The organism is Rhizobium sp. AQ_MP (genome assembly GCF_014237835.1).
GTDB lineage: Bacteria > Pseudomonadota > Alphaproteobacteria > Rhizobiales > Rhizobiaceae > Allorhizobium.
This window is the reverse complement of record NZ_JACJVI010000003.1, coordinates 171,887-197,537: the sequence shown is the minus strand read 5'-3', so window position 1 is coordinate 197,537 and position 25,651 is coordinate 171,887. Positions and strand designations below refer to the sequence as shown.

Annotated in this window: 23 protein-coding genes and 1 pseudogene; 17 read left to right on the top strand and 7 right to left on the bottom strand. The window is 62.4% G+C overall.

All coding sequences use genetic code 11. The features are described 5' to 3' along the window. The first annotated feature begins 62 nt into the window (after positions 1-62). The 10 genes from obgE to H6M51_RS06615 all read left to right on the top strand — a co-directional run bounded on the left by obgE (position 63) and on the right by H6M51_RS06615 (position 10,060). Positions 63-1,151 (top strand): GTPase ObgE, encoded by a 1,089-nt coding sequence (obgE, locus tag H6M51_RS06660; protein ID WP_185809105.1) that lies wholly within the window; start codon positions 63-65, stop codon positions 1,149-1,151. Further along, positions 1,151-2,326, top strand: a complete 1,176-nt coding sequence (gene proB, locus H6M51_RS06655) for a glutamate 5-kinase (protein WP_185809104.1) — start codon at positions 1,151-1,153, stop codon at positions 2,324-2,326. The genes obgE and proB overlap by 1 nt, the downstream gene beginning before the upstream one ends. Further along, on the top strand, positions 2,319-3,602 hold the full coding sequence (locus H6M51_RS06650) for a glutamate-5-semialdehyde dehydrogenase (RefSeq protein WP_185809103.1): 1,284 nt from the start codon (positions 2,319-2,321) through the stop codon (positions 3,600-3,602). Before proB ends, H6M51_RS06650 begins: the two co-directional genes overlap by 8 nt. 37 nt (positions 3,603-3,639) lie before the next feature. After that, positions 3,640-4,236, top strand: a complete 597-nt coding sequence (locus H6M51_RS06645; protein WP_210314751.1) for a nicotinate-nucleotide adenylyltransferase — start codon at positions 3,640-3,642, stop codon at positions 4,234-4,236. Positions 4,237-4,343: 107 nt separating this feature from the next. After that, positions 4,344-4,775, top strand: coding sequence for a ribosome silencing factor (gene rsfS, locus H6M51_RS06640; protein WP_185809349.1), 432 nt, complete (start codon positions 4,344-4,346; stop codon positions 4,773-4,775). A gap of 103 nt (positions 4,776-4,878) precedes the next feature. After that, positions 4,879-5,361, top strand: coding sequence for a 23S rRNA (pseudouridine(1915)-N(3))-methyltransferase RlmH (gene rlmH / locus H6M51_RS06635; protein WP_185809101.1), 483 nt, complete (start codon positions 4,879-4,881; stop codon positions 5,359-5,361). A gap of 71 nt (positions 5,362-5,432) precedes the next feature. Then, entirely contained in the window at positions 5,433-6,944 is a 1,512-nt protein-coding gene (locus tag H6M51_RS06630) for a murein hydrolase activator EnvC family protein (protein ID WP_407073560.1), read from the top strand. Then, positions 6,934-8,253: a S41 family peptidase gene (locus H6M51_RS06625; protein WP_185809100.1), complete on the top strand. Its 1,320-nt coding sequence runs from the start codon at positions 6,934-6,936 to the stop codon at positions 8,251-8,253. The genes H6M51_RS06630 and H6M51_RS06625 overlap by 11 nt, the downstream gene beginning before the upstream one ends. Positions 8,254-8,337: 84 nt before the next feature. Beyond that, a complete protein-coding gene (locus H6M51_RS06620) occupies positions 8,338-9,519 on the top strand; it encodes a divergent polysaccharide deacetylase family protein (RefSeq protein WP_185809099.1) in 1,182 nt (393 codons plus the stop codon). A 7-nt stretch (positions 9,520-9,526) separates the two neighbouring features. Beyond that, the gene (locus H6M51_RS06615; protein WP_185809098.1) at positions 9,527-10,060 is read left to right on the top strand and encodes an RNA pyrophosphohydrolase; all 534 of its coding nucleotides are present in this window, start codon (positions 9,527-9,529) and stop codon (positions 10,058-10,060) included. An 18-nt stretch (positions 10,061-10,078) separates the two neighbouring features. On the opposite strand, the gene H6M51_RS06610 is transcribed toward H6M51_RS06615, so the two are convergent. Further along, positions 10,079-10,477, bottom strand: coding sequence for a rhodanese-like domain-containing protein (locus tag H6M51_RS06610; RefSeq protein ID WP_185809097.1), 399 nt, complete (start codon positions 10,475-10,477; stop codon positions 10,079-10,081). Positions 10,478-10,545: 68 nt separating this feature from the next. On the opposite strand from H6M51_RS06610, the gene ftrA reads away from it, so the two are divergent. Then, positions 10,546-11,568, top strand: a complete 1,023-nt coding sequence (gene ftrA / locus H6M51_RS06605; RefSeq protein ID WP_185809096.1) for a transcriptional regulator FtrA — start codon at positions 10,546-10,548, stop codon at positions 11,566-11,568. Positions 11,569-11,592: 24 nt separating this feature from the next. On the opposite strand, the gene H6M51_RS06600 is transcribed toward ftrA, so the two are convergent. Then, entirely contained in the window at positions 11,593-12,036 is a 444-nt protein-coding gene (locus H6M51_RS06600) for a metallopeptidase family protein (protein ID WP_054150240.1), read from the bottom strand. Between the two features lie 160 nt (positions 12,037-12,196). On the opposite strand from H6M51_RS06600, the gene H6M51_RS24585 reads away from it, so the two are divergent. The 5 genes and pseudogenes from H6M51_RS24585 (at position 12,197) to bfr (ending at position 19,117) form a co-directional block, all read left to right on the top strand. After that, positions 12,197-13,126: a hypothetical protein gene (locus H6M51_RS24585; protein WP_246780426.1), complete on the top strand. Its 930-nt coding sequence runs from the start codon at positions 12,197-12,199 to the stop codon at positions 13,124-13,126. Then, positions 13,026-14,594 carry a DNA polymerase Y family protein gene (locus tag H6M51_RS06595; protein ID WP_348644428.1) on the top strand — a complete coding sequence of 523 codons (1,569 nt, stop codon included), beginning with the start codon at positions 13,026-13,028 and terminating at the stop codon, positions 14,592-14,594. The genes H6M51_RS24585 and H6M51_RS06595 overlap by 101 nt, the downstream gene beginning before the upstream one ends. A gap of 10 nt (positions 14,595-14,604) precedes the next feature. Beyond that, positions 14,605-17,967: an error-prone DNA polymerase gene (locus H6M51_RS06590; RefSeq protein ID WP_185809094.1), complete on the top strand. Its 3,363-nt coding sequence runs from the start codon at positions 14,605-14,607 to the stop codon at positions 17,965-17,967. A gap of 35 nt (positions 17,968-18,002) precedes the next feature. Then, a pseudogene (locus H6M51_RS06585) lies at positions 18,003-18,407 on the top strand (bacterioferritin-associated ferredoxin). Positions 18,408-18,631: 224 nt separating this feature from the next. Continuing rightward, positions 18,632-19,117: a bacterioferritin gene (gene bfr, locus H6M51_RS06580; protein WP_166601653.1), complete on the top strand. Its 486-nt coding sequence runs from the start codon at positions 18,632-18,634 to the stop codon at positions 19,115-19,117. Between the two features lie 81 nt (positions 19,118-19,198). Here bfr and H6M51_RS06575 read toward each other — a convergent pair whose 3' ends face one another. Together H6M51_RS06575 and leuC are read right to left on the bottom strand one after the other, a co-directional pair. After that, positions 19,199-20,029 (bottom strand): DMT family transporter, encoded by an 831-nt coding sequence (locus H6M51_RS06575; protein ID WP_185809092.1) that lies wholly within the window; start codon positions 20,027-20,029, stop codon positions 19,199-19,201. A gap of 183 nt (positions 20,030-20,212) precedes the next feature. Beyond that, positions 20,213-21,622, bottom strand: coding sequence for a 3-isopropylmalate dehydratase large subunit (gene leuC, locus H6M51_RS06570; RefSeq protein WP_185809091.1), 1,410 nt, complete (start codon positions 21,620-21,622; stop codon positions 20,213-20,215). A 345-nt stretch (positions 21,623-21,967) separates the two neighbouring features. Here leuC and ppk2 point away from each other — a divergent pair, with 345 nt between their 5' ends. Beyond that, entirely contained in the window at positions 21,968-22,861 is an 894-nt protein-coding gene (gene ppk2, locus H6M51_RS06565) for a polyphosphate kinase 2 (protein ID WP_185809090.1), read from the top strand. A gap of 7 nt (positions 22,862-22,868) precedes the next feature. On the opposite strand, the gene H6M51_RS06560 is transcribed toward ppk2, so the two are convergent. The 3 genes from H6M51_RS06560 to H6M51_RS06550 are packed head-to-tail and all read right to left on the bottom strand — an operon-like array spanning position 22,869 to position 25,523. Beyond that, complete coding sequence (locus tag H6M51_RS06560; RefSeq protein WP_185809089.1) at positions 22,869-23,873, bottom strand: glycosyl transferase family 90; 1,005 nt, start codon at positions 23,871-23,873, stop codon at positions 22,869-22,871. Further along, complete coding sequence (locus H6M51_RS06555) at positions 23,870-24,688, bottom strand: amino acid ABC transporter permease (RefSeq protein ID WP_185809088.1); 819 nt, start codon at positions 24,686-24,688, stop codon at positions 23,870-23,872. Before H6M51_RS06555 ends, H6M51_RS06560 begins: the two co-directional genes overlap by 4 nt. A 37-nt stretch (positions 24,689-24,725) precedes the next feature. Then, positions 24,726-25,523 (bottom strand): basic amino acid ABC transporter substrate-binding protein, encoded by a 798-nt coding sequence (locus H6M51_RS06550; RefSeq protein ID WP_185809087.1) that lies wholly within the window; start codon positions 25,521-25,523, stop codon positions 24,726-24,728. Positions 25,524-25,651: the final 128 nt, after the last annotated feature.

Genomic DNA, 25,651 nt, shown 5'->3' with positions numbered 1-25,651 from the left:
CGGCTATATCGATGGCCGCAACTCTCCGCGCAGAACCTGACAGAAGAATTGACGGCAGCAAGATGAAATTTCTCGACGAGGCTAAGGTATATATTCGCTCGGGCGACGGTGGCGCCGGCGCTGTATCGTTTCGGCGCGAAAAGTTCATCGAGTTTGGCGGACCGGACGGTGGCGACGGCGGCCGGGGCGGTGATGTCTGGGTGGAGGCCGTCAACGGCCTGAACACGCTCATCGACTTCCGCTTCCAGCAGCATTTCAAGGCCAAGACCGGCACGCATGGCATGGGTCGAAACCGCACCGGCGCCAATGGCGAAGACGTGACGCTGAAGGTTCCCGTCGGCACGCAGATCTTCGAGGAAGACAACGAGACCCTGATCGTCGACATGACGGTCGAAGGCCAGCGCTTCCGCATCGCCAAGGGCGGCAATGGCGGTTTCGGCAATGCCCATTTCAAGACTTCGACCAACCAGGCGCCCGATTGGGCAAACCCCGGCCTCGAAGGCGAGGAAAAAACCGTCTGGCTGCGGCTGAAGCTGATCGCCGATGCCGGCCTTGTCGGCCTGCCCAATGCCGGCAAGTCTACCTTCTTGGCATCCGTCACGCGTGCACGGCCGAAGATCGCCAACTATCCCTTCACCACGCTGCATCCGAACCTCGGCGTTGCCACCATCGACGACCGCGAGTTCATCCTCGCCGACATTCCCGGCCTGATCGAAGGCGCGCATGAAGGGGTCGGCATCGGCGACCGCTTCCTCGGCCATGTGGAGCGCACCCGCGTGCTCCTGCACCTCGTCTCCGCCCAGGAAGAAAAGGTGGGCAAGGCCTACAAGACCGTGCGTCACGAGCTCGATGCCTATGGCGGCGGCCTCGAAGACAAGCCCGAGATCGTGGCCCTCTCGCAGATCGACGTGCTCGATGAAGCGGAACTGAAGAAGAAGGCGACGGAACTGAAGAAGGCCTGCGGCCAGACGCCGCTTCTTCTGTCGGCAGTCACCAACAAGGGCATGACGGACGCGTTGCGCGCACTCCGCGATGTCATCGTCGCCGCCCAGGGCAACCTGCCGCTACCGGAAAAGCGTGAAAAGAATCGCCACAAGCGGGACGAAGACGGCAGCCTGGACCCTGGGCTCGACGGAGAAGGCGACGACTGATGTCCACCAGGCTCCGTTCGCTCTCCCGCGTCAAGCGTGTCGTTATCAAGATCGGCTCCGCTTTGCTGGTCGATCGTGGCTCAGGCATTCGCAAGCCCTGGCTCGACGCGATCTGCGATGACATCGCCGCGCTCAAGGCCCGCGGCACCGATGTTCTCGTTGTCTCCTCGGGCGCGATCGCGCTCGGCCGCACCGTACTCGACATGCCCTCGGGCGCGCTGAAGCTCGAAGAGAGCCAGGCCTGTGCCGCTGTCGGCCAGATTGCGCTGGCCCGCCACTGGTCTGAAAGCCTCTCGCGCCACCAGATCGTCGCCGGCCAGATCCTGCTGACGCTGGGTGATACCGAGGAGCGCCGCCGTTATCTCAATGCCCGCGCCACCCTCAATCAACTCCTGAAGATCGGTGCCGTGCCGATCATCAACGAGAACGATACGGTAGCGACGACCGAGATCCGCTATGGCGACAACGATCGCCTGGCCGCGCGCGTTGCCACCATGGCCGGTGCTGACCTGCTCGTCCTGCTCTCCGACATCGACGGCCTTTATACGGCGCCGCCCCATATCGACCCGACCGCGCAGTTCCTCGATACGATAAACGAAATCACCCCCGCCATCGAAGCCATGGCCGGAGGGGCAGCGTCGGAACTGTCACGCGGCGGCATGCGCACCAAGATCGACGCTGGCAAGATCGCGACCAGCGCCGGCTGCGCCATGATCATCGCCTCCGGCAAGACCATGAATCCGCTCTCGGCCATCGAGAATGGCGCCCGCCATTCCTGGTTTGCCGCGTCCAAGTCCCCGGTCACGGCGCGCAAGACCTGGATTGCCGGTCAGCTCCAGCCGGCCGGTACGCTTCAGGTCGACAACGGCGCTGAAGGCGCGCTGCGCTCTGGCAAAAGCCTTCTGCCGGCGGGCGTTCGCTCCGTATCCGGCGCCTTTCATCGCGGCGACACCGTCTCGATCGTCACGACCGAGGGCCGCGAGATCGCCCGCGGGCTGGCAGGTTACGATGCCGACGAGGCACGCCGCATCTGCGGACGCAAATCCAACGAGATCGAGAAGATCCTCGGCTATGCCGGCCGCGCTGCGATGATCCATCGCGACGATCTCGTCATGACAGAACTCGGCCAGCGCGGCGCTAACGCCGGCGACCGGAAGGATGCAGCCCATGCTTGATACCGTGTCGAACCAGAATTCCGTCGATGGCCTGATGCTCGACATCGGTCGCCGTGCCCGCGCAGCCGCCCGTCCGCTGGCGATCGCGTCCACGGAGGCGAAGAACAAGGCGCTGCTTGCCATGGCTGATGCCCTGGTGAAGGCCGAGGCCGAGATCCTTGCCGCCAATGCGATCGACCTGAAGAATGCCGCAGAATCCGGCGTTGCCGCATCCTTCATCGACCGCCTGACCTTGAATTCCGCCCGGGTTGCGGCCATCGCCCAGTCGATGCGCGAGATTGCCGAACTGCCGGATCCCGTCGGCACCGTCATCACCGAATGGGACCGCCCGAACGGCCTGCATATCGAGCGCGTCCGCACGCCGCTGGGCGTCATCGGCGTCATCTATGAAAGCCGCCCCAACGTCACGGCCGATGCCGGGGCTCTCTGCCTCAAGGCTGGCAATGCCGTTATCCTGCGCGGTGGCTCGGATTCGGCCAATTCATCGCGCGCTATCCATGCCTGCCTGGTTAAGGGCCTCGTTTCCGCCGGCCTGCCGGCCGATGCGATCCAGCTGGTTCCGACCACCGATCGTGCAGCCGTCGGCGCGCTTCTGTCGGGTCTCGAAGGCTCGATCGATGTGATCGTGCCCCGTGGCGGCAAGAGCCTTGTGGCGCGCGTCCAGCAGGAAGCCCGCGTCCCGGTCTTCGCCCATCTCGAAGGTCTCTGCCACGTCTATGTCGACGGCTCCGCCGATCTCGACATGGCAAAGAAGATCGTCGTCAACGCCAAGATGCGCCGCACCGGCATTTGTGGTGCCGCCGAGACGCTGCTGGTCGACAGCGCGGCGATTGCCACCCATCTCCAGCCCCTGATCGAGGCGCTGACCGAAGCCGGCTGCGAGATCCGCGCCTCGGCCACAGTGCTGCGCATCATTCCAGGCCTCAAGGCCGCAACAGAAGAGGACTGGCGCACCGAATATCTCGACGCGGTGATCTCGGTCGCAGTCGTAGACGGCATCGGCGGTGCCATTGATCATATCGCCCGTTATTCATCGAACCACACCGAAGCGGTGATCGCCGAAGATCCGCAAGTGGTCGAACGTTTCTTCAACGAGATCGACTCTGCGATCCTGCTGCACAATGCCTCGACCCAGTTCGCCGATGGCGGCGAATTCGGCATGGGTGCGGAAATCGGCATTGCGACCGGCAAGATGCATGCGCGCGGCCCCGTCGGCGTCGAGCAGCTGACATCCTTCAAATACCGCGTGCGCGGCAACGGCCAGGTCCGTCCCTGACGTGGCGGACGAGGCGCTCGCCCATCGCCATCTCGTGATGCCGCATGTCGAGCGCGGCATGGTGGTCGGCCTGTTCGGCGGCTCCTTCAATCCGCCGCACCAGGGCCATGTGCTGGTCGCCGAGATTGCCCTGCGGCGCCTCGGTCTCGATCAGCTCTGGTGGCTGGTGACGCCGGGCAACCCCTTGAAAAGCCGCCGGGAACTTGCCCCGCTCGCAGAGCGCCTCGCATCGTGCGAAGCCATGGCGTCTGATCCCAGGATCAAGGTGACCGCCTTCGAAAAGACGCTCGGCACGAGCTACACCGCCCGCACGCTGGACTTCATTCGCGCCCGCAATCGGAATGTGCATTTCATCTGGATCATGGGTGCCGACAATCTCGCCGGCTTCCATCGCTGGCAGCGCTGGCAAAAGATCGCCACGACCTTCCCGATCGCCGTGATCGACCGCCCTGGGTCGACACTCGCCTATCTCTCCTCGAAGATGGCACGCACCTTCGACTATGCACGCATAGATGAGGAGGATGCCGGCGTTCTCTGGCAGAAGCGGGCACCGGCCTGGACCTTCATCCATGGCCCCCGCTCCACCTTGAGCTCATCGGCGATCCGCGCCGCTGGCGCACCGAAGACATCGTGAAGGTCCAATCCTTGCACCTTTTCGACCATGCCTTGAAACTTTATTGGATCGATGCCACCTTTTGGTGGCGATCGAAGTTATGAGAATCGCAGACGTGCTGTTCTGTTATTCCAAGGAAAGGACGAACTCTGACAACAGTACACACCAAGGGACGCGCACCCCGCGTTATCCCGAAGAGCGTGGAACGTGGCGCCGATGCCGCAGCCCGCGCACTTGAGCTGGTCCTCGCAAGCCTCGAGGACTCGAAGGCAGAAGATATTGTCTCCATCAACATTGCCGGCAAATCGGCCCTGGGCGACTACATGGTGGTCGTGTCCGGACGCTCGAACCGTCATGTGACGGCGATCAGCGAACACCTGATTTCCGACCTCAAGGACGAAGGCCTGGGCTCCGCCCGCGTCGAAGGCCTGGAGACCGGTGACTGGGTCCTGATCGACACGGGAGACATCATCGTGCATGTGTTCCGACCCGAAATCCGCGAGTTCTACAACATCGAAAAGATGTGGGCCGCTCCGGACATCGAGGATCGCCTGCACTGAAAACGGCCGGCCGTCCGGTGGACGGTCCCGAAGCCGAATTGACACGGCGGGTCTCTTCCTGCCGATAGAGATGGTTTTGTGACCTGAACCAGGGACTGCCCGCATGAAGATAGGCATCTATGCCGTGGGCCGGCTGAAAGCCGGGCCGGAGAAGGAACTCGCGTCCCGCTATCTGGACCGCTTCGCCAAGGCCGGACCGCAATGCGGCCTGGAATTCACCCGCTCGGTCGAGTTGACCGAAAGCCGCGCCGGCAATGCCGACACGAGAAAGCGCGAGGAAGGCCAGGAGCTTTCCCGCCAGATCCCCGATGGCGCGCTCATTGTCGTCCTCGACGAGCGCGGCAAGGCCTTCGACAGCGCCGAGTTTGCAAAGTTCGTGGGCGATGCCGCCGATAACGGCCAGCGCGACATGGCCTTCGTCATCGGTGGCGCCGATGGCATCGATCCGGATCTGCGCGATCGCGCCCGACTCGTCCTCAATCTCGGCAAACTCACCTGGCCGCACCAGTTGGTGCGCATCCTGATCGCCGAGCAGCTTTATCGCGCCGTGACCATCCTGACGGGACATCCCTATCATCGCGTTTGAGCGCAGGGTTGCCACCTGGCGAGCAATGCTTTGCCTTGTGCGCAAATCAGCGTATTTTCCCGCCGAACCGGATGAAGCCCTTGCCCACTGCAGCCAATGAAAACGCAAGTCTGATCGAGGGCAGCCGCCGCAAGGCTGGCTTGACGGCGGCCTGTGTTCTGGCAGCACTTATGGCGTCCGCATCACCGCTTTCAACCCGTGCGCAACAGAACACGCCTCCGGTTGTCGGGCCAGGATCGCCTGCGGATGCTGGCACAACCACCGGCGCGCTGCCGACGGCGCCGGTGACTGCGGGTGACCGCATCGTATCGGCTCCGCCCCCCGACCCGGCACTGGAACTGCGCGCCAAGCGCGACCAGGTGAGTTCCGAGCTGCAGGAAATCGCAGCCAGCATGAAGCTCTCGGAAGAAAAGGCGAGCGAGCTCGAGAAGAGCATAGCGGAGCTGGAGAAGACGGCCCTGAGCCTGAAGACCGCACTGATCGACTCCGCCAAGCGTCGCAAGGACATCGAAAAGCAGATCAGCGAAGGCGAAAAGCGGCTCGCCGATATCGGCCTGCGTGAAGACCAGATCCGTGGCTCCTTCAGGGAACGTCGGGCTGTGCTCGCAGAAGTTCTGGCCGCTCTGCAGCGCATGGGGCGCAACCCGCCGCCGGCCCTTCTCGTCAGCCCCGAGGATGCGCTGGGCTCGGTCCGGACAGCCATTCTGCTCGGTGCCGTCGTGCCCGGCATCCGCCATGAGACGGACAAGCTGGCCGCCGATCTCGAAGAGTTGATAGCGCTGCGCGACGCCGGCAAGAAGGAAATGGACGGCCTGGTGGCGGCCATCGCCAACCGCCAGGAAGAAGAGCGGCGCATGGATCTTCTGGTAGCGGAAAACGAGCGCCTCGCCCGCACCAATTCGCTCCAGCTGCAGGCGGAACGCAAGCAATCGGAAGCACTTGCCGAGCGCGCTTCGACCATGGAAGCCCTCATCCGCTCGCTCGAAAGCGAGATCACCTCCGTTCGTCAGGCAGCCGAGCTGGCCCGCGCCGAAGAGGCCAGGCGCAACCAGATGAGCGAGGAGCAGAGGGCCCGTGCGCTGGAGCTCGCCCAGTCCGGACTGCCCGATAAAAACCGCATTGCGCCAGCATATCCTTTCTCCGAACTGAAGCAGAAACTGGACTTGCCGGTTGCCGGCGAAACCCTGCGTCAGTTCGGCGATCCGGACGGGACAGGCCACCAGGCACAGGGCATCGTGATTGCCTCTCAGCCCGGCGCGCTGGTCACCGCACCGGCCGATGCATGGGTGGTGTTTGCTGGAAATTTCCGAAGCTACGGCCAGATGATCATTCTGAACACGGGCGACGGCTACCATATGGTGCTGTCCGGTATGGACCGGATCAGCACCAGCCAGGGCAAGTTCGTGCTCTCGGGGGAGCCGTTGGCGACCATGGGTGAGAAAAGAGTGGCAAGTGCGACAGCATTCGCGCTGGAAACAGATCGGCCAACTCTTTACATTGAACTTCGGAAAGACGGTAAACCGGTTGATTCCCGTCCCTGGTGGGTCGGAGGCGATTCTGGAAAGGCACAGAATGATACGTAGGGTCTCTCTTCTCCTCGTCGGCGCACTGATGGGCGCAACCGCGATGAGCGTCATCTATTCCGCAGGTGTCCCGGCCCAGGCGGCGGGAAATTCCACCTACAAGGAATTGTCAATCTTCGGCGACGTCTTCGAGCGCATTCGCGCCCAATACGTGACGCCGCCGGATGAGAACAAGCTGGTCGAAAGTGCCATCAACGGCATGCTGACCTCGCTCGACCCGCATTCGGTCTACATGAACGCCAAGGACGCGGCCGACATGCAGACCCAGACGCGCGGCGAGTTCGGTGGCATCGGTATCGAAGTCACCATGGAAGAAGAACTCGTCAAGGTCATCACCCCGATCGACGACACGCCGGGCGCCAAGGCCGGCATCCTCGCCGGCGACTTCATCTCCGAGATCAACGGTGAATCCGTCCGCGGCCTGAAACTTGAGGAAGCCGTCGAGAAAATGCGCGGCGCGGTCAACACGCCGATCAAGCTCACCATCCTGCGCAAGGGTGCGGACAAGCCGCTCGACATCACCGTCACCCGCGAAATCATCCCGATCCGCGCCGTCAAGTCGCGCGTCGAGGGCGATGTCGGTTATCTGCGCGTCATCTCCTTCACCGAGAAGACCTATGACGACCTGGAAGCCGCGATCGAGAAGATCAAGAAGGAAGTCCCGGCCGACAAGCTGAAGGGCTATGTTCTCGACCTTCGCCTCAACCCGGGCGGTCTGCTCGACCAGGCGATCTACGTGTCCGACGCCTTCCTGGAGCGTGGCGAAGTGGTTTCGACCCGTTCGCGCGACCCCCAGGACACCCGCCGCTTCAACGCGACGGCAGGCGATCTGACCGACGGCAAGCCGGTAATCGTTCTTGTCAACGGCGGCTCCGCCTCCGCATCGGAAATCGTCGCCGGCGCGCTGCAGGATCTGAAGCGTGCGACCGTTCTCGGCACCCGCTCCTTCGGCAAGGGCTCCGTCCAGACCATCATTCCGATGGGTGACAAGGGCGCTTTGCGCTTGACGACGGCGCTCTACTACACGCCCTCGGGCAATTCGATCCAGGGTACGGGCATCGCGCCCGACATCACGGTCGAACAACCGCTTCCGGAAGAGCTCCAGGGCAAGGTCCGCACCGAAGGTGAATCGGCATTGCCTGGCCACATCAAGGGCCAGAACGAAAACGAAGAGGGCTCCGGCTCCGTCGCTTACGTACCGCCGGAAGCCAAGGACGACGTCCAGCTCAACTATGCACTCGACCTGCTGCGTGGCGTGAAGACCGATCCGGCCTTCCCGGCTGATCCGCAGAAGGCAGCACTGCAGTAAAACTCATCCATCGACCGCCCCCGTATCTGAGATGCGGGGGCGGTCGTTTTGCATCTGCACCGCCGGCATCACTGGAAGTTTCGCATGGACCTGCATGCACCGCTCGGTCAGGAGCGAAAGGACAAATCCGAGCGCAAGAGCCGCTTTGGCCTGTCCACGGTCACCTCTGCCTTTGCCGTGCTCACACTGGTCGGCCTCTCCGCCTGGACCTCGCTCTCCCCATCGGCCTTGCGCAGCGAACCGCCGATCAATCTGACCCCTCGTCCCCCGGAAACGGCTGTTGTCGCAGAAGACACGGCAGACCGCCGCCCAACCGATCCGCCGGCCGGCCTCGCGACCAGCGGCCCGAACGATGGTGCCGTGGTCCGTCGCACCACCACGGCCGATGGCAATGTCGTCACCACGTTCAGCCCCAATGCCCGCACGGGTCCGGTTATCATTGGGAGCGCCCCGACGCAGGACCCGAGACTGGCCGGCCAGCCCAATGAAGACCTGATCGAATTGACCGATACGGGTGAACTGCCGACGGTCGCCGCCTCGGGTCTGCGTCCGGTGGATTTCTACGCCCGGCCGTGGTCGGGAGCGCGGGGAACCCGTATAGCCATCGTCATCGGCGGCATCGGGCTCAGCCAGACCGGCAGCCAGATGGCGATCCGCGACCTGCCCGAAGACATCACGCTTGCCTTTGCCGCGACCGGCAACAGCCTGCAGCGCTGGATGCAGGAGGCCCGTCGCAAGGGCCACGAGATCGTGCTTCAGGTGCCGATGGAACCCTTCGACTATCCGGCCAACGATCCCGGCCGGGGCACCCTGCTTGCCGAAAAGACGGCGGCAACCAACATCGCCAATCTGCACCAGGCCATGGCGCAGATCACCAACTACACCGGCATCATGAACTATATGGGCGCCCGCTTCCTCTCCGATGACAAGGCGATGGACCCGATCATGCGCGATATCGGCAAGCGCGGCCTGATGTTTCTCGACGACGGCTCGACAGCGCGCTCCCTGTCGGGTGATTTCGCCAAGGCGATCGGTTTTCCGCATGCCTATGCCGACGTCATGATCGACGCACAGGTGGATCGCCAGGCAATCCTCTCCAAGTTGGACGAGCTGGAACGGATCGCAAGACGCAACGGCCAGGCAATCGGCGTCGGCGCCGCCTTCGATGAAACGATTGCAGCGGTCGCCGAATGGCGTGATGAAGCGGTTGCCCGCGGCATCGAATTCGTCGGCGTCTCCGCGCTCGCCAACGACAACAGACCCTGAGGACATCATGACCGAGCCCCAATCCACGAAGCCCAAGGTGAAGGCCGAAGACCTGCCCTATCGCCCCTGTGTCGGTATCATGGTGCTGAACCGGGAGGGCCTTGTCTGGTCGGGCAGACGCATTCCGGAAGGCAATTCCGAGTATGACGGTTCGCCGCAGCTCTGGCAGATGCCCCAGGGTGGGATCGACCCGGGTGAGGATCCGCTTCCCGCCGCCATGCGCGAACTCTACGAGGAAACCGGCATCAGGACGGTGTCGCTGTTGGCCGAAGCCAGCCGGTGGATCAATTACGACCTGCCTGCCGAACTGATCGGCATCGGCTTGAAGGGCAAGTTCCGTGGCCAGACCCAGCGCTGGTTCGCCTTCCGCTTCGAAGGTGACGAAAGCGAGATTGCCATCAACCCGCCGCCCGGTGGGCACGAAGCGGAATTCGACGCCTGGGCCTGGAAGCCGATGCAGGACCTGCCGGGTCTCATCGTGCCCTTCAAGCGCCGCGTTTACGAAGACGTCGTTGCCGAGTTCGCCCATCTGGCAGGATGAGCGAACCGGCGGCCAGGATCAGGCCCCGCTTGCGATGTCAAACCCTTCGTCGGCCCAGCCGGTCATCCCGCCGATCATCACCTTGACGCGGCGCCCGAGCCGCGCCAAGCGGAGTGCTGCCCGATCGGTTCCGTTGCAATGCGGCCCGGCGCAATAGACGACGAACAGCGTATCCTCGGGCCATTCCGCCATCTTGCGTTCGGTCATCTTGCCATGCGGCAGGTTGATGGCGCCCGGCACATGTCCCCGCTCGTAAAGCTTCGGTCCGCGCACGTCGAGAAGCACGAAGTCCGCCTCGCCCCGGCTCATCACCTCATGCACATCCCAGCAGTCCGTCTCGAAGGCGAGCCGCGCCTGATAGTGCTGCGCGACGAGGGCGGGATCGGCGGCGGGAATTTCACTGACGAGGCTTGGCATGGCAGGCTCCTTTCGATGTTTGATGAAGAGACCTTGCCTTTTCAGAGGATTTTGGAAAACTGGCGTGAATGACAACATGCGTAAAGATCACGCCAATGACGCCGGCATCGCTTTTTCCCTCCTCTACGCTGACGGGACCCCGCGTCGTCACCCTCGCCTATGACGGCCTCTGCACTTTCGAATTCGGGGTTGCCGTGGAAGTCTTCGGCCTATCGCGACCGGAAATGGGAGAGCGCTGGTATCGCCACGCGACGGCTGCGATCGAGCCCGGACCTCTGAGGGCCGCCGGCGGTCTGACGGTTAGCGCTTCAGGCGGGCTGGAACTTCTGGCAGAGGCAGACCTGATCGTCGTTCCGGGCTGGCGGGGGATCGACGAGCCTGTTCCTGCCTCGTTGATCGAGGCGCTGCGGGCGGCCCATGCCCGGGGTGCGCGCCTGATGTCGCTGTGTTCCGGCGTGGCGGTGCTGGCCGCGACCGGCCTCCTTGATGGCCGGAAAGCCACGACCCACTGGCGCTATGCCGAAAAGGTTTCACGAAGGCATCTAGACATCCATCTCGATCCCGATGTGCTCTATGTCGACGAAGGCCAGATCCTGACGGCCGCCGGCAGTGCTGCCGGTATCGATCTCTGCCTGCATGTCGTCCGCCGCGATTTCGGCGCAGAGGCCGCCAACAGCGTTGCCCGTCGTCTTGTGGTCCCGCCCCATCGGGAAGGCGGACAGGCGCAGTTCATCGTAAGGCCCGTGCCACATGAGCGCGAAGGACAGCGCATGGGCCCGCTGATCGACTGGATCGAAGCCAATCTGCAGCGCGAGGTGACACTCGCCGAAATGGCGGCACGGGCGGGGATGAGCAGCCGGACCTTCCAGCGCCGCTTTCGCGACCTGACAGGCCAAAGCCCCGGCGAATTCCTGATGACCCGCCGGCTGCGCCATGCCTGTGACTTGCTGGAGCACAAGACAAGCCTGTCACTCGATGACATCGCGGTCGCCTCAGGCTTCGGCACACCGGCAACGCTCCGCCATCATTTCCGCACCCGGCTGCAAACCAGCCCCGCCGCCTACCGGGCCCGGTTCGGCCAAGCCGGCTGAAAACCCTGGGATGATGGGCCGAAATTACCGCTCGGCGGCAGCGGCCTCTTCGGCGCTTTCCTCGATCCGCTCCATGTCGTCATCGGAGAGACCGAAATGGTGACCGATCTCATGGATCAGAACATGGGTGATGATGTCACCCAGCGTTTCCTCGTTTTCGGCCCAGTAATCGAGAATCGGCCGACGATAGAGGATGATGCGGTTCGGCATCATGCCGGTTTCCATCGAAAAACGCTCGGAAATCCCGCGTCCTTCGAACAGGCCGAGCAGGTCGAAAGGCGTCTCGAGCGCCATGTCTTCGAACACTTCATCGGTGGGAAAATCGGCGATCTCGATGATGAGATCGCGGCTCAGATCGCGAAACTCCTGGGGCAGGTGCCCATAGGCCTCGATCGCCAGCGACTCGAATGTGCTGATCGTCGGGGCGTGCCGTTCGCGCCAATCCTCGCTCTGGTCTATGCGGGCCATGGATACTCCTTACTGCCCGCAGATATAGGATGTTTGCAGCAGCATTTCGAGAGTGAATTCAAGCAAGGAATAAATTCTTATCTGAATCCGGTTGACTCTTTTAGAAAGCTCTGGAATCCATAAGGAACAAATAGAGAACAATTCACCAGGAGAGATCGTCATGGGCGAGAGCCCTCAGGCGCGCGAGACGCTTTTTGCCTTGCGGGAGGCGATTGCCCGGATCGAGGGAAAGCCGGATCATGCCGCACGCCTGACGGCACAAGACACGACTGCCGGATCGTCATCCGTCCATTCCGGCGGACAGCGCGAAAAGCAGGATCTCTACGACACCCTGATGCGGGACATGCTGGCCCGCGGCACATTGCTGGAGCTGCGCGGGCGAAAGCTGCAGCAGGCAGGAAGCGTGACCGGTCTCGGCCTGGCCATGGCCCTGATGGCGGCGGACTCGAAGGATCCCGGCCGGCAAAGGCTGCTCTTAATCGCCGATCACCAGGTGATGCGCGAAGCAGGCCTTGCCTATGCCCCCGGCCTCCTGGATTTCGGCCTGGCCTCCTGCGCCCTGGTGCATGCCATGCCCCGCCGCATTGAGGATGCACTCTGGCTCGCCGAGGCAGCCCTTGCCTCGCGCGCCTTTTCGACCGTGCTTCTCGAAGTGCACGGCAATCCGAAGAAATTCGGCCTCACCGAGAGCCGGCGCCTGAGCCTCAAGGCACGTGCCACCGGTGGCAGGCTGCTCACCCTCCGTCAGGCCGGCGAAGAAGAAGCATCGAGCGCCCTTCTTCGCCTGTCTGTCGAACCCGCGCCGGCGGCGGCGCGGCATCTCGCCGACGGGTCCCTGCTGGGCGGCAGCATCGGGTCTCCCGTCTTTCGCATCACACTTGAAAAATCCCGCATGCCGGGCTCACCCGAACTCATTCTGGAGTGGAATTCCGATGACCGCCGCCTTCGCCTTTTCGAACAGCTCGCACCCTCAGGCCTCGGATCGCCGCATTCTGTCGCTGTTTTTCCCAAGGCTCCCGACCGATCGCATCGCCCGGCGTCGCTGGGGTCTCTCCTGGCGTTTACCCCCCGCCTCGACCGCGCATCCTGAGCGCGCGCCCCTGGTCTGTGCCGGCCGTTCGACCAATGCCATGCGCATCACGGCGCTGGATGAAAGCGCCGAAGGCTTCGGCCTGCGTGCTGGCCAGGGGCTGGCGGAAGCCCGCGCCATCTGTGCAAACCTCGACGTGGTCGAGGCGGATCCCGCCGCCGACCGCGCTCTTCTCGATGCCATCGCTGACTGGTGTGACCGCTATACGCCGCTGGTCGCCCTCGACGGCGACGACGGCCTGATGCTGGATATCACCGGCTGCGCCCATCTTTTTGGCGGTGAGGAAAAGCTGATAGAGGATGTCGATCGCCGCATGACGGCTTTCGGTCTTGCGGTCCGCATCGCGGTCGGCCCGACGCCGGGTCTTGCCCGGGCCTGCAGCCGCTTTGACGGTCCCCGTCGCGTCGCCCCCGCGGAGGCAGTGTCTGCACTCTACCCTTTGCCGATCTCGGCCCTGAGGCTCGATCCGCAGACAGTGATGAACCTCGCCCGTGTCGGCCTGAAGACCATCGGTGACATCATCCCTGCCCCGCGCCCTCCGATCACGCGTCGCTTCGGCCCGGAACCCATGCTTCGTCTTGACCAGGCGCTCGGACGGGAAGGGGAGCCGATTTCACCCAGGCGGCACGTCCCCATCTTGTCGGCCGAACGACGTCTTGCAGACCCGATCATGACCGAGGATCAGATCCTCGATATAGCCGGCCGTCTCGCAGCAGGTTTGAAGACGTCGCTCGAAGCCCGGGGGGAAGGCGGACGCTTGTTCGAACTCCTGGTCTTCAGGGTGGATGGAAAGGTCTTTCGCATCGAGGTCGGGGCCTCCGCACCCTTGCGCGATCCCGTCCGCATCAGGGCTTTGTTCCAGGAACGGCTTTCCGTCATCCATGATGATCTCGACGCAGGTTTTGGTTTCGAACTCGTCCGGTTGAATGTTCTCCTGAGCGAGCCTTTCGAAGTCCGCCAGGCCGCTCTCGACAGCCAAGAGGATGGCCGGGAAGATCTCACTCGTTTCCTTGATCAGGTCGCGGCCAGGCTGGGCGAACGGGCACTTCGCCTTCCCGTGCCGCTGGCCAGCCATTGGCCGGAGAAAGCATCGATCCACGCGCCGGCCGCCGATGCACTCAAGACGACCGATCTTGCCGTGGCCTGGCCGCCGACATCCCTGCGGCCGATGCGTGCGCTGCGCCCCTTGCGCCTGCTTCATCGACCGGAGGAAGTGGAGGTCATGTCCGTCGTGCCGGACGGCCCGCCGGCCAGCTTTCGCTGGCGCCGTGTCCAGCGTCGCGTCGTCAGGGCGGAAGGTCCTGAACGCCTGTCGCCGGAATGGTGGGTTGACGGCGAGGATGCCCCGCCACGGGACTATTTCCGCATCGAGGACGCCGAAGGCCAGCGCTTCTGGCTCTATCGCGAAGGTCTTTACGAGCGGCGCACGGTGACGCCGAACTGGTTCCTCCAGGGCTTCTTCGCATGAGGCCTGGCCCATGAACACCCAACCCTTTTACGAGATCGGATTGCGCAGCAACTTCTCCTTCCTGGAGGGAGCCTCCCATGCCGAGGAACTGGTGGAGCGGGCCCTTCTTCTCGGCCTCTCGGGTCTCGGTCTCGCCGATCGAAACACCGTCGCCGGCGTGGTGCGCCTGCATGCGGCCGCCAAACTGAACGGTCTCGAATTCCGGCCAGGTGCCCGTCTTGCCTTCGACGACGGCACGCCCGAGCTTCTCGCCTATCCGATGAACCGCAGGGGATGGGGCAATCTGTGCCGCATGCTGAGCGAGGGCAATCTGCGCTCGAAGAAGGGGATCTGCACGCTCTGGGAAAGGGATCTTCTGGCATGGGACAAGGAAATCCTGTTCGTCGTCATGCCGCCCTCCATGCCGCAGAAAGCCGATGTCGACGCCTTCGAGGCAAGCCTCTCTTCCATCCGTCATCGGTTGGGGGATCGTCTGTATCTGGCGCTCGTGCCCCGCCATGACGGTTTCGACGAGAAGACGTTTGCGGAGCTCGACGGGATTTCCAGACGGCTGCGGATCCCGCTGATTGCCACGAATGACGCGCTGTATCACGCCCCGGACCGAAAACCCGTGGCCGACGTGGTCGTCGCCATCCGCGAGCATGTCACGATCGCCGAAGCAGGGCTTCGTCTTCATGCTCACGCAGAAAGGCACCTGAAGAGCCCGGCCGAAATGGCCCGTCTGTTGCGCGCCTGGCCGGAAGCTCTCGACAACAACGTCAATTTCTTTAGTCGGCTTCAGTTTTCTCTGGACGAGCTGTCACATCAATATCCCGACGAGATCTTCGAGGGCGAATCTCCCGCACGCGCACTGCGCCGTCTGACCTATGAAGGCGCCGGCAAGCGCTATCCGGAGGGCATTCCGCGCAAGGTGCTCGGTCTCCTCGATTACGAACTCAAGCTGATCGCCGAAAAGCGTTACGAGCCCTATTTTCTCACCGTCTACCGCATCGTCTGCCATGCGCGCGACGCCGGCATCCTCTGCCAGGGGCGCGGCTCGGCCGCCAATTCCGCCGTCTGCTTCTGCCTTGGCATCACCGAGGTCGACCCGCAGAAGACGACCCTGCTGTTCGACCGCTTCATCTCCACCGAACGCGACGAGCCACCGGATATCGACGTCGATTTCGAGCATGAGAAGCGGGAGGACGTGATCCGCTTCATCTACGACACCTATGGAAAGGAGCATGCCGCCCTGACCGCGGCCGTGATCAGCTACCGCGCCCGCTCTGCCGGCCGCGAAGTCGCCAAGGCCTTCGGACTGTCGGAAGACGTACAATCGGCGCTGGCCGGATCGATCTGGGGCTGGTGGACCAGCGACTTCACCGAGGAACAGGCGAATGCCGCAGGCCTCGACCTCAAGGATCCGACGACCCGCCGCGTTTTGACCTATGCCCAGGCCATGCAGGGCTTTCCCCGCCATCTGTCGCAGCATGTCGGCGGCTTTGTCATCACCCGCGACCGGCTGGACGAGGTTGTGCCGATCATGAACACGGCCGATGGGCGCTATATGGTGGAATGGGACAAGGACGATCTCGACACGTTGAAGATCCTGAAGATCGACGTGCTCGCGCTCGGCATGCTCACCTGCCTTGCCAAGGCCTTCAAGCTCTTGTCCGCCCATTACGGCGTCGAGGAGACACTCGCCTCGGTCAACGAGGACCAGCGTCCCGAAGTCTACGACATGATCTGCCGTGCCGATACGATCGGCGTTTTCCAGATCGAAAGCCGGGCCCAGATGAGCATGCTGCCGCGATTGAAGCCCCGCCGCTTCTACGATCTGGTCATCGAGGTTGCGATCGTCCGTCCCGGTCCCATTCAGGGCAACATGGTTCATCCCTATCTGAAGCGACGGGAGGACGTGCTGGCCGGCCGGCCGATCGACTATCCGAGCGATGAACTGCGCAGTGTGCTGGAACGCACGCTGGGCGTCCCCCTTTTCCAGGAGCAGGCCATGCAGATCGCCATCACGGCTGCCGGCTTCACCCCGGGAGAGGCCGACAAGCTGCGCCGTGCCATGGCCACCTTCCGCCGTACCGGCCAGGTCTCCAGCTTCCAGAAGCGCATGATCGAGGGCATGGTGGCCAATGGCTATGATCCGGATTTCGCCGCCCGCTGCTTCAGCCAGATCGAAGGCTTCGGCGAATACGGCTTCCCGGAAAGCCATGCGGCCTCCTTCGCCCTGCTGGTTTATGTCTCCTGCTGGTTCAAGGCCTTCTATCCGGATGTCTTCTGTGCCGCGATCCTCAATTCCCAGCCCATGGGTTTTTATGCCCCGGCACAGCTTGTCCGCGATGCGCGCGAACACGGCGTCGAGATCCGTCCCGTCGACGTCAACCATTCCGCCTGGGATTGTCTTCTTGAAGCGGATGAGGAGGAGAAAAGCGCCTTCGATCCCGCCCGCATCGCCAGCCGGCATCGATCGATGACGTCGGTCATTCGCTCGAAGAAAGCGGTCCGTCTCGGCTTCCGCCAGATCAAGGGCGTGCCGAAACAGGCCATGGATCATCTGGTTGAAAAACGGGGCGCCGGTTACGATTCCATCCGTGATCTCTGGCTGCGCACAAGACTGCCACGTGCGGTCATCGAGAAGCTCGCCGATGCGGATTGCTTTTCCTCGCTGGGGCTGAGCCGCCGCGACGCCCTCTGGGCGGCCCAGGCGCTTGACGGGGATGCGGCGGTCGAAGTGCTGCCCCTCTTCGAAAGCACCCCCCAGGATGATCTTCAGCGCGAAACGGAGATGGTCCTGCCACGCATGCTGCCCGGGGAAGAAGTGTTGAGCGATTACCGTAGCCTGACCTTCTCGTTGAAAGCCCATCCCGTCTCGTTTCTGCGTGAAGCCATGCAGCGTGCAGGGCTGAAATCCGCGGCCGATCTCGAAACCCTTCCCCATGGCACCAAGGTGGCGATTGCCGGCCTGGTGCTGGTCCGCCAGAGGCCGGGTTCGGCCAAGGGGGTAATATTCATGACGCTCGAAGATGAAACCGGCACGGCCAATGTCATCGTCTGGCCGAAGGTGTTCGAGCGCTACCGCCCGATCGTCATGGGAGCCCGACTGGTCAGCCTGCGCGGACGTCTGCAAAAGGCGCACGGCGTCATTCATGTCGTCGCCGACCATTTGGTCGATGCAAGTTCCAGGCTCGGCCTGCTGCTGGAAGACTTGAAGAGTTTCGAAACGCTCGCCCATGCCGACGAGGTACGCCGTCCAGGCGTGGATCAACGCCAGACGAAACGCGAAAAGCTTGTCCGCGCGCCGCTGCCGGCAGCCCCGCCGCCAGGCCATCCCCGCCGCAGCGCCATGGCGGATCTGATGCCGAAGGGGCGCAACTTCCACTGAAGCCCGCCATTGGCCGGCGATCACATCTCCCGGGCATGCCGCGATTTTTCTTGACAAAGGCCATCTGGTTTACGAGAAAGGCGACAGTGAATGTCATGTTTGACGAGTGCCCGACCATGCTGGTCTGCAGCTGCAATTACATCACCGACAAGGACATCAAGGCCGTCATCACCGAGATGCTCGATGAAGACTGTTGGCAGCTGATCGTCCCCGGCAAGGTCTACCATGCCATGGGCAAGCGCGGTCGCTGCTGCGGCTGCTTCCCCAATGTCGTCGATCTCATCATTCGCACCACTCAGGAATACCACGCCGCGCTCCAGACCGAGGAAACCAAGGTCATCAACTTCATGGAACGCCTAAAGCAGTTCCATGAAGAACAGAAGGTCGCCCTGGCCGAACGTCGCCAGGCCATGCTTCAGGCCCGCCGCGCTGCCGGCTGACACCTGCAGTCGCCGCAACACTTGCCCCGGCCTCTTCCATTTTTTCCGCCTTCGACCGAATTCCTGTCTTGTCCGGCTTGAAACCTACCGGCAGGATTGGCGTTGTCGCACGCAATCGCCCTGCACGCCGTCTCGCAAGAATTAGAATCCTTCTAAAAGTTCTCGACAGGGTTCCACGGTGACGCTAGAGTTCCACCATTCAATTCACGTAAAGGACGAAATTCATGAAGGGTGATCCGAAGGTCATTGAACGGCTAAACGAGGCGCTGTTCCTCGAGCTTGGTGCTGTCAACCAATACTGGCTGCACTACCGCCTGCTCAACGATTGGGGCTACACCAAGCTCGCCAAGAAGGAGCGTGCCGAATCGATCGAGGAAATGCAGCATGCTGACAAGATCATCGACCGCATCATCTTCCTCGAAGGCCACCCGAACCTGCAGACGGTAGCGCCTCTGCGCATCGGCCAGAACGTCAAGGAGGTGCTCGAAGCCGACCTCGCTGGCGAATACGACGCCCGCACGTCCTACAAGGCCTCGCGCGACATCTGTTATCAGGCAGGCGACTACGTCTCGATGAAGATCTTCGAACAGCTGCTGATCGACGAAGAAGGCCATATCGACTTCCTCGAGACCCAGCTCGAACTTCTCTCAAAGATCGGCGAAGAGAAATACGGCCAGCTCAACGCGGACTCCGCCGACTCGGCCGAGTGATCTGATCGAACACCCCCTATGGAAGCCCCGTTCGCGGGGCTTCTTTTTTGGCCGCTTAGAGCCGTTCATTTCTAGACGGCTCTAGAGGCTGATGCTGATTGCCCCGCCGGCAACGACAAGGCAGGCGAGAAGGCGCCGCAGGGTCAGCGGCTCGCCCAGGAGAAGCGCCCCGATCAGGACGGCAAAGACGACGCTCGTCTCGCGCACGGCCGTGACAAGACCTGCCGGTGCGTAGGCATAGGCCACCACCACCAGACCATATGCGAGCATGGCCACCACGCCACCACCGACGGCCTTCCAGGTCGCCGGGGATTTCAAATCGATGACAAGGCCCCGGCGGGTGATCATGAAGGCGATCGTGATCATCAGGCCGAAGAGAAAGAGAACCCAGAGCGCATAGGCCGCCGGCTGCTCGACCATTTTCACGCCGCGCGAATCCACCGTCGAATAGCAGGCAATGATCAGGCCCGTGGCGAGCGCAAAGAGGATCGAGGATGTGGCAGCTCTCGTCCTGCCGAGCGACAGGCTCATGATGCCGGCCGCAATCATGGCAACGCCCAGCGTCTGCCAAAGCCCGAGAACTTCTCCGAAAAAGAGGAAACCTCCGAGCGTCACCAGGAGCGGCACGGTGCCGCGCACGATTGGATAGACCTGGCCAAGCTCCCCATGGCGATAGGCAGCGACCAGAAACAGGCTGTAGCCGACCTGCAGGCCCGCCGAGACCAGAATATAGGGCCAGGCGGCAGCCCCCGGGACCGGCAGGATGAAGAGAAAGGGCAGGCAGATGATGCTGCCCGCAAGGCTCATCACCGTGATCGACCAGAGACGATCCGCGCCCGTACGCAGGAAGGCGTTCCAGCTCGCATGCAGGATTGCGGCAAGCAGCGCGAGGCCGACGGCAACCGTGCTCACGACCGCGGCCTGCGGGGCGGGAGGGGAAGTTCACGGACGTTCATGGGGGACCTGTGCGCGGCATATGACAGTTTTGTGACACGGCGACGATAGTCGCTTCACCTGTGTTTGCAACCGGCGGGCAAAAAGAAACCGCCCGCTGTGTGAGCGGGCGGTCAATCTGGGTCAGCTCAGCGCCGTGACTTACTGAAAGTCGCGGATATCGACAAAATGGCCGGCAACGGCAGCGGCGGCTGCCATGGCGGGCGAGACGAGATGCGTGCGGCCCTTGAAGCCCTGACGTCCCTCGAAGTTGCGGTTCGAGGTCGAGGCGCAGCGCTCGCCCGGCTTCAGGCGGTCGTCGTTCATGGCGAGGCACATCGAGCAGCCCGGTTCGCGCCAGTCAAAGCCGGCTTCCTTGAAGATCTTGTCGAGACCTTCGGCTTCCGCCTGCTCCTTCACGAGGCCGGAGCCCGGAACGATCATGGCCGACACGGTGGAGGCCACCTTCTTGCCCTCGACGACCTTGGCCACTTCGCGCAGGTCTTCGATACGACCATTGGTGCAGGAGCCGATGAAGACGCGGTCGATGGCGATATCGGTGATCTTGGTGCCCGGCTTCAGGCCCATATAGTCGAGCGCACGCCACTTGGAAGCGCGTTTCGTCTCGTCCTGGATATCGTCAGGGTTCGGAACGACGCCCTGAACCGAGACGACGTCTTCCGGCGAAGAACCCCAGGAGACGATCGGCGGCAGGTTGGCGGCATCGAGAACGACGACGCGATCGAAATGCGCGCCTTCGTCGGACTTCAGCGTCTTCCAGTAGGCGATCGCCTGCTCAAGGGCTTCGCCCTTCGGCGCGCGCGGCTTGCCTTTGATGTATTCGAAGGTCTTTTCATCCGGCGCGATCAGACCGGCGCGGGCGCCGCCCTCGATCGTCATGTTGCAGACCGTCATGCGGCCTTCCATCGACAGCGCCTCGATCGCTTCGCCTGCGAATTCGATGACGTGGCCGGTGCCGCCGGCCGTGCCGATCTCGCCGATGATGGCGAGGATGATGTCCTTTGCGGTAACGCCTTCGGGGAGTTTCCCGTCGACGCGCACCAGCATGTTCTTCGCCTTCTTCTGGATCAGCGTCTGGGTCGCGAGCACATGCTCGACTTCAGACGTGCCGATGCCGTGCGCCAGCGCGCCGAAGGCGCCATGGGTTGAGGTGTGGCTGTCGCCGCAGACGATGGTCATGCCCGGCAGCGTGAAGCCTTGCTCCGGACCGACGATGTGCACGATGCCCTGACGCTTGTCGGAGGCCGAGTAGTATTCCACGCCGAATTCCGCCGCGTTGTTGGCAAGCGCCTCGACCTGGATGCGGCTTTCCTCGTTCTTGATGCCGAGGTGGCGATCCGGCGAAGTCGGCACGTTGTGGTCGACAACGGCGAGCGTCTTCTGCGGCGCACGAACCTTGCGGCCGGCCATGCGCAGACCTTCGAAGGCCTGCGGGCTCGTCACTTCGTGAACGAGGTGACGGTCGATGTAGAGGAGACAGGTGCCGTCGTCCTGGCGATCGACGACGTGGTCGTCCCAGATCTTGTCGTAAAGGGTGCGGGGTGCGCTCATGGGGTAGGTTCCGTCCAGACTGAGGATAAAGGGATTTTGTTTTTCGAGAATGCCGAGGTGCAGCTTCGGGAGCCGATGTCACGGCCGAAGGCGATCAGCCGCGAAGGCTCGCAAGGGCCCCTTGAACGCGCGCGAAAAAGCGTGCCGGCAGACGCTTGTGGTCCTGCAGCACGATGAACTGGTTCGCGAGGCATCCGAATTTCGATCCCATGGCCGGCGTCATACCAGTTTTCGCTCATGTCGGCAATTGCCTCGCAACGGCGCTGACATGGCTCTGTCATGAAGCAGTCGTGCAAGCATGCTTGATCTTCGTCAGTCAAAGATCGCCCTGCCGGAACCCGCGCCATGAACGAAGACATCCACCGCATCAAGACCGAAATCCTCGACAGCTTCGACGAGGAACTGGAGCAGCAGTTGGACGAGGAGCGCCTCGATCAGCTGGTTGCCGACGGCATGGCAGAGCCAACGATCGATCGCAGGATCTATTTCCGCGAGCTCTTCCGCCTGCAGCACGAACTGGTCCGGCTGCAGGACTGGGTGCAATACAAGAAGCTGAAGATGGTCGTACTCTTCGAAGGTCGCGATTCAGCCGGCAAGGGCGGCGCGATCAAACGTGTCACGCAGCGGCTCAACCCGCGCGTCTGCCGGGTGGTGGCGCTGCCGGCACCCACTGAGCGCGAGCGCAGCCAGTGGTATTTCCAGCGTTACGTCCAGCATCTGCCGATGGCTGGCGAAATGGTCCTCTTCGACCGCTCCTGGTACAATCGCGCCGGGGTGGAGCGGGTCATGGGCTTCTGCACGCCGGATGAACTTGAAGAATTCTTCCGCTCCGTCCCCGAATTCGAACGCATGCTGGTGCGCTCCGGGATCATCCTCGTCAAATACTGGTTCTCGATCACAGACGAAGAGCAGGAATTCCGCTTCCGGATGCGCATCAACGACCCGCTGAAACAATGGAAGCTCTCCCCGATGGACCTCGAAAGCCGGATTCACTGGGAAAGCTATACCCGCGCCAAGGAAGAGATGCTGGAGCGCACGCACATCCCGGAAGCACCCTGGTGGGTGGTTCAGGCCGTCGACAAGAAGAAGGCGCGCCTCAACATGATCGCCCATCTGTTGAAGCAGGTGCCATACGAGCATGTCCCGAAGGAACCCGTGGAGCTACCCGCCCGGGTGCGCAATGCCGACTACATTCGCCATCCCGTGCCCGCCGAGATGTATGTTCCCGACATATACTGAGCGTTGATCAGGCGCGCGCATCCGTCGCATCGGGAAAGAAGAGAGGGCTGAGCGGCGACGGCGGGAGCTGTCCGGTCGCCTCGAAATACTTCTGCAGCACCAGCAGGGAGACCTTCCGCTCGGTCTCCCGGTCGCTGAAGGAGGCGACATAGGCGTTCGCATTGGCCACGATATCCTGCGCCCATTGCGGGTTCTTCTCGAGGCTTGCGATCTGGTCTTCAAGATCGCTGAAATCCGGGCGCAGTTCGACAAAGTGGTGATCCGGGATCAGGGCTCCTTCCCTGAACCAGGTCTCGAAGCGCCCCTTCGGCATCAGGCAGACGCTGCCGGACGCCATGATCCATTTCAGATTGGTCGCGACGTCGAAGCCCTCGATGGAGATGATGTAGCGATAGCCCATCTGCTGCCTCGGGCTCAGGAAGCCTTTGGGAGCCAACCCCTCGATCGTTTCGTTGACCTGGCCGACATCGGCTACGACGCTGTTTCGGTGACGCTTGATCAGTTCGATGCGCAGCGGATTGTTCGGCGCCCCACGCCAGACCGCCAGCGGCTTCTTGCTTTCCCAGGGTGTCTCGTCCCTGGGGAACCTGAAATGTCGAAGCTTGTCGAGATTGAGCAGCACCGAATTGGCATTTGGCTGGTCGGTTGGTCTGCTCTTGACCAGGCACGGAGAGCTCGGCACCCAGGTCACGTCGCCGAAGAGATAGTCGATCTTCAGGTGGCGGTCGAAATAGCGAAGATATTCATCCAGATCGAGGTAATATCGGCTCTGCCCCCGGTCGACGGCATCAAGCCGCACACCGGGCTTGGCAGCATCGCGCGACAATCTGTTGTAGTAATTCGCTCTTCCAACGAGGTCCGCAAGTTCCGGCGCGTCTTCGAGATCTCTGAGGATCGCCCTGCTTTTTTGCAGGAACCACGACCTGGGCAGTGCATGACGGGTAATCCCGGCCGCATAGTATCGGAGCCGATTGATCGTGGTCGCGGCACGGTCCAGCGAGGGGAACCTCATCCGCGGCGCTCCCGCATGCGCTTCTCGAAGCCTCTGAGCAGGATCGAGAGGCCAATGGTCAGCACAAGATAGACATAGGCAACGATCGAATAGGTCTCGAAGAACCGGAACGATCCGGATGCATAAACCTTGGCCATCTGGGTGATGTCGGCCACGCCAAGCACCGATACCAATGAGCTGTCCTTCACCATGGCGACGAAATCGTTCGAGAGTGGCGGGAAGATAACCCTGATCGCCTGCGGAAAGATGACAAGACGGAAACGCTGGCTCCGGCTGAGGCCCAAGGCCTTGGCCGCCTCGATCTGCCCCTTGTCGATGGACTGGATGCCGGCACGGAAAATCTCGGCGATGAAGGCTGAGTAGCCGATCATCAACGCGATGATCGCACGCCACATCAGGGAGACGTCGCGCACGATCATGGCGTCGAACATTCCTGCGGAGATGAGTGGCGACATCACCAGATTGTAGAGGGCAACGAAACCCGGTGCCCCGACAAAGGCGATGTAGAAGAGCAGCACGATGATCGGTATGCCACGCACCACTTCGACATAGAAGCGGGCGATCTGGCGAAGAACGATACTGTCGGACATGCCGAGCAGGGCGATCAGCAAGCCAAGGGCCGTCGCAAGCGAGAAGCCGACAAGAGTGACGAAGACCGTGACCCACAGGCCTTTGACCACCGTGTTGAAGACCTGGGCATAGAGATCGCTGACAAAGATCACGCCGGCCAGCGCAACCGCCATCAAGACGAAGGCGACCAGCCACCAAGGCCGGTCGCCCTTCTGATCACCCTGAGGAAGGGTCTGGAATGCCATCAGTCACCCGCCTTCAGGTCGCAGGGACGCAACTGGCTCATTCGCCCATCTTGTAGTCGAGGAACCACTTCTTGTTGAGCGCATCGATCGTGCCATCGGCCTTCATCGAGGCAATCGCGGCGTTGATGGGCGCAACGAGATCGGATCCCTTCGGGAAAATGAAACCGAAGTCCTCCGACCCCAGCGGGCCGCCGATCAGCTTCAGGCCGCCATTCGAGGAATCGACGTAACCCTTGCCAGCAGTACCGTCGGTCAGCACCACGTCGACGTCACCCGTCTTCAGGGCCTGAACCGTGGCCCCGAAAGTTTCGAACAGCTTGATGCGCGGATTTTGCTCATTGCCGTCGAGAATTTCATAGACGGCCGTGTAGAAGGGTGTGGTCCCGGGCTGGGCACCGACGAGGCCATCCGTGAACGCCGCGAAAGTCTTGGAATCGGTAAAGCGGCTTTCGTCACTGCGCACCAGCATGAACTGCTCCGAACGCATGTAAGGATCGGAGAAGTCGACCTTCTCCTTGCGATCTTCCTTGATGGTGATGCCGGTCATGCCGACCTGATACTGACCGTCGGAAACAGCCTGGATCATCGCGTCCCACGACGTATTCTGGTACTCGACCTTGAAGTTCAGCCGCTTGGCGATCTCGTTCATCGCATCATATTCCCAGCCGATCTGCTCGCCTGATTTGGGATCGACGAATTGCAGCGGCGGATAGGCGTTTTCCGTCACGACGACGACGGTCTTGCCAGCGAGATCCGGCAGGTCGCTGGCCTGGGCGGCAAAGGGCAAGACGGCAAGGGCGGACAGACCGGCAAGGACAGCGCGGCGAAACAGCATGGAAATCTCCCGAATTGTGGCAGCGCACAGTGTCACATCTCCTTCCCCGCTGGCAAGAAGCGGAGTTCTTGATGAACAGGATGCAATTCTACTGCAGAACTACGCATGGTTGGTTCTCTCTTGCTGAC

Coding starts and splice junctions, on each gene's coding strand:
- obgE (WP_185809105.1), top strand. CDS start 63: ATGAAATTTCTCGACGAGGCTAAGGTATATATTCGCTCGGGCGACGGT.
- proB (WP_185809104.1), top strand. CDS start 1,151: ATGTCCACCAGGCTCCGTTCGCTCTCCCGCGTCAAGCGTGTCGTTATC.
- H6M51_RS06650 (WP_185809103.1), top strand. CDS start 2,319: ATGCTTGATACCGTGTCGAACCAGAATTCCGTCGATGGCCTGATGCTC.
- H6M51_RS06645 (WP_210314751.1), top strand. CDS start 3,640: ATGCCGCATGTCGAGCGCGGCATGGTGGTCGGCCTGTTCGGCGGCTCC.
- rlmH (WP_185809101.1), top strand. CDS start 4,879: ATGAAGATAGGCATCTATGCCGTGGGCCGGCTGAAAGCCGGGCCGGAG.
- H6M51_RS06630 (WP_407073560.1), top strand. CDS start 5,433: ATGAAGCCCTTGCCCACTGCAGCCAATGAAAACGCAAGTCTGATCGAG.
- H6M51_RS06625 (WP_185809100.1), top strand. CDS start 6,934: ATGATACGTAGGGTCTCTCTTCTCCTCGTCGGCGCACTGATGGGCGCA.
- H6M51_RS06620 (WP_185809099.1), top strand. CDS start 8,338: ATGGACCTGCATGCACCGCTCGGTCAGGAGCGAAAGGACAAATCCGAG.
- H6M51_RS06615 (WP_185809098.1), top strand. CDS start 9,527: ATGACCGAGCCCCAATCCACGAAGCCCAAGGTGAAGGCCGAAGACCTG.
- H6M51_RS06610 (WP_185809097.1), bottom strand. CDS start 10,477: ATGCCAAGCCTCGTCAGTGAAATTCCCGCCGCCGATCCCGCCCTCGTC.
- ftrA (WP_185809096.1), top strand. CDS start 10,546: ATGACAACATGCGTAAAGATCACGCCAATGACGCCGGCATCGCTTTTT.
- H6M51_RS06600 (WP_054150240.1), bottom strand. CDS start 12,036: ATGGCCCGCATAGACCAGAGCGAGGATTGGCGCGAACGGCACGCCCCG.
- H6M51_RS24585 (WP_246780426.1), top strand. CDS start 12,197: ATGGGCGAGAGCCCTCAGGCGCGCGAGACGCTTTTTGCCTTGCGGGAG.
- H6M51_RS06590 (WP_185809094.1), top strand. CDS start 14,605: ATGAACACCCAACCCTTTTACGAGATCGGATTGCGCAGCAACTTCTCC.
- bfr (WP_166601653.1), top strand. CDS start 18,632: ATGAAGGGTGATCCGAAGGTCATTGAACGGCTAAACGAGGCGCTGTTC.
- leuC (WP_185809091.1), bottom strand. CDS start 21,622: ATGAGCGCACCCCGCACCCTTTACGACAAGATCTGGGACGACCACGTC.
- ppk2 (WP_185809090.1), top strand. CDS start 21,968: ATGAACGAAGACATCCACCGCATCAAGACCGAAATCCTCGACAGCTTC.
- H6M51_RS06560 (WP_185809089.1), bottom strand. CDS start 23,873: ATGAGGTTCCCCTCGCTGGACCGTGCCGCGACCACGATCAATCGGCTC.
- H6M51_RS06555 (WP_185809088.1), bottom strand. CDS start 24,688: ATGGCATTCCAGACCCTTCCTCAGGGTGATCAGAAGGGCGACCGGCCT.
- H6M51_RS06550 (WP_185809087.1), bottom strand. CDS start 25,523: ATGCTGTTTCGCCGCGCTGTCCTTGCCGGTCTGTCCGCCCTTGCCGTC.